Source organism: Streptomyces sp. AcH 505 (assembly GCF_000818175.1).
In the GTDB taxonomy this organism is placed as follows: domain Bacteria; phylum Actinomycetota; class Actinomycetes; order Streptomycetales; family Streptomycetaceae; genus Streptomyces.
This window is the reverse complement of sequence record NZ_JTIY01000001.1, coordinates 5,925,592-5,932,851: the sequence shown is the minus strand read 5'-3', so window position 1 is coordinate 5,932,851 and position 7,260 is coordinate 5,925,592. Positions and strand designations below refer to the sequence as shown.

The 7,260-nt window shown below is 73.3% G+C and carries 4 protein-coding genes; 3 read left to right on the top strand and 1 reads right to left on the bottom strand.

Translation table 11 applies throughout. The annotated features are described in order from the left end of the window. Positions 1 to 2,541: non-ribosomal peptide synthetase (locus HY68_RS45490; protein WP_041993281.1), on the top strand; the 2,541-nt coding region annotated here is incomplete at its 5' end. A 101-nt stretch (positions 2,542 to 2,642) separates the two neighbouring features. Here the strand turns inward: HY68_RS45490 and HY68_RS26545 are convergent. Continuing rightward, positions 2,643 to 3,638 carry a helix-turn-helix domain-containing protein gene (locus HY68_RS26545; protein WP_041993278.1) on the bottom strand — a complete coding sequence of 332 codons (996 nt, stop codon included), beginning with the start codon at positions 3,636 to 3,638 and terminating at the stop codon, positions 2,643 to 2,645. A 195-nt stretch (positions 3,639 to 3,833) separates the two neighbouring features. Here HY68_RS26545 and HY68_RS26540 point away from each other — a divergent pair, with 195 nt between their 5' ends. Next, positions 3,834 to 4,574: a peptidase E gene (locus HY68_RS26540; protein ID WP_041993274.1), complete on the top strand. Its 741-nt coding sequence runs from the start codon at positions 3,834 to 3,836 to the stop codon at positions 4,572 to 4,574. 184 nt (positions 4,575 to 4,758) lie between these two features. Further along, positions 4,759 to 7,260 (top strand): type 2 lanthipeptide synthetase LanM family protein (locus HY68_RS26535; RefSeq protein ID WP_241778688.1); only part of this gene is annotated, 2,502 nt, incomplete at its 3' end.

Below are 7,260 nucleotides of genomic sequence, written 5' to 3'. Positions count from 1 at the left end.
CCGAGCGACCACCGCCGCCCGGCGGGACCGCCCCAGGGCGGGGCCACCGTGCCGTTCGAGGTGCCGGCCGAGGTCGCCGCGCGACTGCGGGCGGCGGCGACGGCGAACGACGCGAGCCTGTACATGGTGCTGCTGGCCGCGTTCCAGGTGCTGTTGGCGAAGTACAGCATGCAGGACGACATCACGGTCGGCAGCCCGATCGCCGGCCGCAACCGCGCCGAGACCGAGGATCTGATCGGCTTCTTCGTCAACACCCTCGCGATGCGCACCGACCTGTCCGGCGACCCCGCCTTCACCGAGCTGGTCGCCCGGGTCAAGGACGCCGCGCTCGGCGCCTACGACCACCAGGATCTGCCCTTCGAGCGGCTGGTGGAGGAGCTGGCGCCCGACCGCGACCCGTCGCGCAACCCGCTGTTCCAAACCGTGTTCGCCCTGCAGAACACCCCGGACGGCCACACCTGGAGTCTGCCGGGCCTCGATGTGGAGCCGTTCGCGGTGACGCTGCCCGACGCCAAGTTCGACCTGACGCTGATCATGTCCGAAGGTCCGGCCGGCAGTCTGCGCGGGACCCTGGAGTACCGCACCGACCTCTTCGAGCGGGACACCGTCGACCGGCTGGCCGGCCACCTCGGCACACTGCTCGACGCGGTCGCCGGCGACCCCGGGGCCCGGCTGTCGCAGCTGTCCGTGCTCACCCCCGCCGAGCGGCGGCAGACACTCGTCGAGTGGAACGACACCACGGCGGCCTACCCGGACACCGCCACCCTGCACGGCCTCTTCGAGGAGCGGGCGGCCCGGCAGCCGGACACCGTGGCCGTCGAATCACCGCAGGTCACCCTGACGTACGGCGAGCTGAACGCGCGCGCCAACCGGATCGCCCACCATCTGCGCACCCGCTACGGGGTGCGGCCCGACATGCCGGTCGCGGTGTGTCTGGGCCGTGGGGCCGACCTGGTGACGGCGGAGCTCGCTGTGCTGAAGGCGGGGGCGCCGTACGTACCGCTGGACCCGGAGTACCCCGTCGAGCGGCTGGCGTTCATGGTGCGGGACACCGGGACCCCGGTCGTCCTCACCCACGCGGCGCACGCGGACCGGATCCCGTCCGGTGTCCCCCTGTTGCTGCTCGACGAGTGCGACGCCGAAGGCGGCCCGCTGGACGGCGAGCCGGTCACGAACCCCGAACCGGCCGCCACCGCGCACAACTTGGCCTATCTCATCTACACCAGCGGCTCCACCGGCCGGCCCAAGGGTGTCCAGGTCGAGCACCACAGCCTGGTCAACCTGGTCCACTGGACGGCGGGACAGTACGGTCTCGACCCCGGGCAGCGGATCGCGCTGCTCGCGGGGATCGCGTTCGACGCCGCGGCGTGGGAGCTGTGGCTCGGGCTGGTCCGGGGCGCGACCTGCTGCGTCACCACCGAGCGGGTCCGGCTCACCCCGCACCTGCTGCGGGACTGGCTGGGCGAACAGGCCATCCACGCCACGTTCCTGTCCACGCCGATGCTGGAGTCGCTGTCGGCGCTCGACTGGGACGAGGACAGCACCCTCGACTACGTACTGACCGGCGGCGACCGGCTGCGGATGCCGCCGCGTGCCCGGCTGCCGTTCCGCGTGGTCAACAACTACGGCCCGACGGAGACCACGGTCATCGCCACCTCGACCGTGTGCGTCCCCGGGGACACCGTCCCGCCGATCGGCCGGCCGATCGGCAACACCCGGTGCTTCGTGGTGGACCAGCACGGCACACCGCAGCCGGTCGGTGTTCCCGGTGAACTCCTCGTCGGCGGCGTGCAGGTGGCGCGCGGCTACCTGGGGCGCCCCGAGCTGACCGAGGAGCGGTTCGTCACGTTCGACGACGAGGAGGTGGGCGGCCGGGTCTACCGCACCGGCGACCTGGTCAGGTGGCAGCCGGACGGGCAGATCGAGTTCCTGCGCAGGATCGACCACCAGGTCAAGATCCGCGGCAACCGCATCGAACTGGGCGAGGTCGAGGCCAACTTGATCACCCACCCCGGTATCGGCGAGGTCGCCGTGATCGTCCGCGAGGACGTGCCGGGCGACAAGCGGCTGGTGGCCTATCTGGTGCCGGCCGGACCGGAAGCCCCGAGCATCACGGAACTGCACGCGCACCTCGGGCGCTATCTGCCCGACTACATGGTCCCGGCGGCGTTCATGGCGCTGGAGCGGCTGCCGCTGACCGCGAACGGAAAGGTGGACCGGGCGGCGCTGCCGGTCCCCGACGGCAGCCGGCCGGACCTGGGAACGTCGTACACGGCGCCGCGCAACACCGTGGAGCGGCACATCACAGCCGTCTGGTCGGAGCTGCTGGGCATCGAACGCGTCGGCGTCCACGACAACTTCTTCCAGCTGGGCGGGCATTCGCTGCTCGCCACCCAGGTCGCCTCACGGCTGCGGAAGGCGTTGCGGGTCGACGTACCCGTACGGTCGGTGTTCGACCACCCGACACCCGCCGAACTGGCGCAGAACGTCGCGGATTTGATGATGGCGGCGATCAACGCGCAGTTCGCACCGGCCGGATGACAGCGGCCGGATGAAGAAGTACGCCCCCACCGTCCGGGTGACGGTGGGGGCGTACGTACGGTACGGGCGGGACCTACGGTCGGGGCGTACGCGCAGGCGCGTCAGACCATGTCCTCGACCCGGATGCCGCCCTGGGCGATGGCCAGGGCGCCGAGCTGGAAGCGGCTCTGCGCGCCGAAGCGGTCGGTCAGCTTCTCGGAGAGCCGGCGGACCGTGCGCAGCGAGACGTCCATCCTGCGGGCGGCGGCCGCGTCGGTGAGGCCCTGCGCCCAGAGCCGCAGCACGTGCTGCTCCTGAAGGGAGAGGCTGCCACGGGTACGCGGGCGCGCCTCGGTCAGCGGCAGCGCCTCCTTCCAGAGGCGGCTGAACAGGGCGGCGAACGCCTCGGTGACCGACTCGACGCCGCACACCATGGCGCCGACGACGGACCGGGCGCTGGCGACCGGGACCACCGCGTGGGTGCGGTCGCAGAGGATCATCCACGCGGGCAGCGAAGGCAGCGTACGGATCGACCCGACGCTGTCGTCCGTGCCCCGTACGCGGCCCATCGCCTCGGGATCGTTGCGGACGCTCTCCAGGACGATGGTGCGGGCTGCGGTGCCACGGCGGCGCAGGATCTCGTCGACGGGCCGGGCGGACTCGGCGGCGGCCACGGCCAGCCGCTCGGTGGGACCGACGGTCAGCCACTCCTGCTCGCACCCTTCGGCGAGTTCCGCGAGGCGCCGCCAGACGGCGTCCGCACCGGCCAGCCACTCGACGCCTGGCATGCTCTCCCGGCTGCCGAGGGTGTGCTCGGACAGCAGCCGGGTGACTTCGAGTCTGCTGTCCTCCACCTGGAGCCGATGGCGGGCGAGTTCGTCCTGCTGCCGGGCGAGCATCGCGGCGAGGCCCACCTCGGGGTCGACCGGCCGGAAGCCGGTCGCGGTGTCGCCGGGCACCACGAGCAGCAGGGCGGACAACCGCTCAAGACGCTGCCTGACCGTCTCCTCGGCCTCGTTCAACTGCCCGGCCAACTCGGCGACTCCGGCGTCGGGCTGGTCGACCATGGCGAGATAGACGCTCCGTGCGAGGGAGTCGATACCCAGAGAGGTCCGCATGTCCTTCACTCCTGTTGTCCGGGGGTCCGGGGGTCCGTCGGCCGGACATCAGTAGACGGGAGTGCGGGCGGGCGGCGGATGCGGGGCGACCACCCAAGTTGTGGGCGCGGTCCCCACGTTGTACGACCGGTGCGGGGGCGCGGTCCCCGGTGCCTCCCGCCGGTCACTCGCGCAGCAGGGGTTAACATCGCGCGCATGCCTGCCTCGCAGCCGACCGTCCTTGCCACCTCCGGAGGGCATCGCGCCGGTGCCCGCGCGCGGGTGCTGTTCGACTCCCTGGTCCACCACGCGGTCGACCTGTCAGGGGTGACCGGCCGTAGGCCGCGCATCCTGTACCTGGGCACGGCGGTGGGGGACGCGGAGCACGTCACCGCGCGCATGCACGAGGCGGCCAGGGTCGCGGGGTTCGACCTGACGCCGCTGCACCTGTTCCCCATGCCGAACGTCGCGGACGTGGAAGGCACCCTCCTCGACCACGACGTCGTGTGGGTCATGGGCGGCTCGGTGGCGAATCTGCTGGCGGTGTGGCGGGTGCACGGCCTGGAAGGTGCGCTGCGGCGCGCCTGGCAGGCGGGGGTCGTGCTGAGCGGGGTGAGCGCCGGGTCGATCTGCTGGTTCGAGGGCGGCGCGACCGACTCGTACGGTCCTGACCTGCGGCCGGTGGTGGACGCGCTCGGCTTCCTGCCGTACGGCAACGGGGTCCATTACGACTCCGACCTGGGCCGCCGCCCGCTGATCCACCGGCTGGTCGCGGACGGCACCCTGCCGACGGCGCACTGTACGGACGACGGCGTGGGGCTCGTCTATCACGGCACCCGTCTCGTGGAGGCGGTCACGGAGTCGGCCGGCAAGGGCGCCTACGTGGTGTCGCGCGACGGCGACGGGGTGCGCGAGGAACGCCTGGAGCCGCGCCCGCTGCCGCCGGCCCGGCACTGACCCCCTTACCGACCGAGCGTCAGGGCGGCCCCTGACCTGCGAGTTGGGACTCTGACGCCGGTAACGCGGCCCGTACGTAACCCCGTTCTTCCGCGCGGCCCCCACCCGGCTACCCGGGGCCGCCGGAGAATATGGGGGCCGCACCCCCATGTGGGGGTCGTGCGATATCTGCGACGTTCTTCCTGTGAACGAATCAGCCGCACCCACGACACCCCGAAGCGCGCACCTGCCGCTCGCCTGGTGGGCCCCCGCGCTCTCCCTCAGCGAGCGGGTCGGCGCCCCCGGACGTCCGGCGGCGTCAGCCACGACCGCCACGTCCGGCCGCGCCCCGTGGGCCGTCGGGGACACGGCGGGCTTCGCGACCCGGCTGGCCCACCTGGGTATCGACGAACTCGCCGTGTGGGCACTGGCCGGCGAGGCACCTGAACACCTGGCGGACCGTGCCGGTACGCCTCACTGGGCCCGTTACGTCGAAGAGGCCCTGGAATCCGCGCACTTCGCCGCACGGCCGGTGCCGGGTGACGACGACGCCACCGGGCCCGACGTGTTCGCGCCGGTCGTGGCACCGCTGGTGGTGCCTGCTTCGGACGCCCTCGACCGGCAGCTCGCACCGCTTCCCGCATCCGAACGGAACGTGCTGCGCGCCTCGTTCGAGCAGTGGCTGCTGGGCCGGCTGGCCCGGCAGGCGGCCCGCACCCTCGTCAGCGAACTGGCCGGCGCACGGCGCGCCGGACGGCTCGACGGGGCCACGCCCCGCGACCGGTTCGCCGCCTTCCTCGCCGCCAACGGCAGCGCGGACGGCCTGGGTTCACTGTTCACCGGCTATCCGGTACTGGCCCGGATGCTGGCCCTGACGGCGCTGGACGCCGCCGACGCCGTCGCCGAACTGGGCCTGCGGCTGCACGCCGACCGGGCGGACCTGGTCGGCGTCCTGCTCGAAGGACGCGACCCCGGCCCGCTCACCCGCGTCGAACTGGGCCGGGGCGACGCCCATCGCGGTGGGCGCTCGGTTGCGGTGCTGACGTTCGCCGACGGGTCACGCGCGGTGTACAAGCCGCGCCCGCTGGGGCAGCACGCCCTGCTGGACGACCTGGCCCACTGGCTCACCGGCCGGGTCGACGGCCTGGAGCTGCGCACCCCGCGCACGGTGCGGCGGCAGGAGCACGGCTGGCTGGAGTTCATCGAGCACCGCTGGTGCGGCTCGGTGACCGAGGCGGACGCCTTCTACCGGCGCCAGGGCGCGCTGCTGGCCCTGCTGTACGCGGTGGACGGCGCCGACATGCACTACGAGAACCTCATCGCCGACGGCGGCCAGCCGGTGCTGGTGGACGCCGAGACCCTGCTGCACACCGGACTTCCGCAGGCCGCGACGGCCGGGGCCGACCCGGCGGCCGACGCCCTCCAGGCGTCCGTGCACCGCACGTGCCTGCTGCCGCATCTGCTGATCGGCGAGAACGGCGCGCTGGACATTTCCGCGCTGGGCCGCGCCGAGGAAGGCACCTACCCGAGCGAGGGACTGTGCTGGGAGGACAGCGGCCTCGACACCATGCGGGTCGTCAGGGGCGCGGTGGTCAGCCCGGCAGCGCAGAACCAGCCGCTGCCCGGCGGGCACCGCCTGCAGGGCGCCGACCATCGCGCGGCGCTGCTGGACGGCTTCCGCACCACGTACGCGGCGATCCGGGCGCACGGCGCCGAACTCACCGCGCCGGGAGCCCTGTTGGAGCGGCACGCGGAGAGCCCCGCACGGCTGATCGTCCGCTCCACCCGGCTGTACTCGACACTGTTGGAGGAGTCCACCCACCCGGCGCTGCTCGGTGACGCGCTCGCCAGGGACGCCGCCTTCGCCGTGCTGTGGACCGAGTCCGCGCACGACCCGGCGCGCGGCCGGCTGGTGGAGCACGAGACCGAGGACCTGTGGCGCGGGGACGTCCCGCTCTTCGTCCACCTGCCGTCCGGCACGGGGGTACGGTCGGCCGGCGGCACCTGGCTGCCGGACCTGCTGCCCGTGTCGAGCCTGAGCGCGGTCCGCGCCAAGATCGCCCGGATGGACGAGGTCGACTGCCGCAACCAGGAATGGATCGTCGCCGCGGCGCTGGCCGCCCGTGAGGCCGACTCCCCGCTGGTCCGGCCGCGCTCCGAGCTGGTGCCCGCCCCGCTGCCCGCCGTGGCGCCCGAACCGTCCCGGCTGCTCGCCGCCGCCTGCGGGATCGCCGACGAGATCGCCGCCCGCGCCGTGCGGTCCGGCGGCCGGGCCAACTGGCTCGGCCTGGAGAGCCTGCCGGGCGGCCACTGGTCGGTGCTCCCGATGGGTGCGGGACTCGCCCAGGGATACACCGGAGTCGCGCTCTTCCTGGCCCAGGCCGGGGTGCTGGCCGGCGCCGAGCGCTACACGGCGCTCGCCCACGAGGCGGTACTGCCGCTGCCCGCCCTGCTGAAGATGCTGGCCGCCGACCCCGAACTCTGCGCCGCTGTCGGACCCGGGGCGTACGACGGGCTCGGCGGCATCCTGTACGGGCTGGTGCGGCTGTCGACCCTACTCGACGCCGACCTCGCCGACTCGCTGCCCGACGCCCTCACCGCGCTCGAACACGCCGTCATGGGCCGGACGGACCTCGGATTCGCCGACGGCGCCGCAGGCGCCCTGGCGGCGGCCGTCGCCACCCACGAAGCGACCGGCGCCCGCCGG

Bases quoted from the DNA above. Each gene is read 5' to 3' on its own strand.
- HY68_RS26545 (WP_041993278.1), bottom strand. From the start codon at position 3,638: ATGCGGACCTCTCTGGGTATCGACTCCCTCGCACGGAGCGTCTATCTC.
- HY68_RS26540 (WP_041993274.1), top strand. From the start codon at position 3,834: ATGCCTGCCTCGCAGCCGACCGTCCTTGCCACCTCCGGAGGGCATCGC.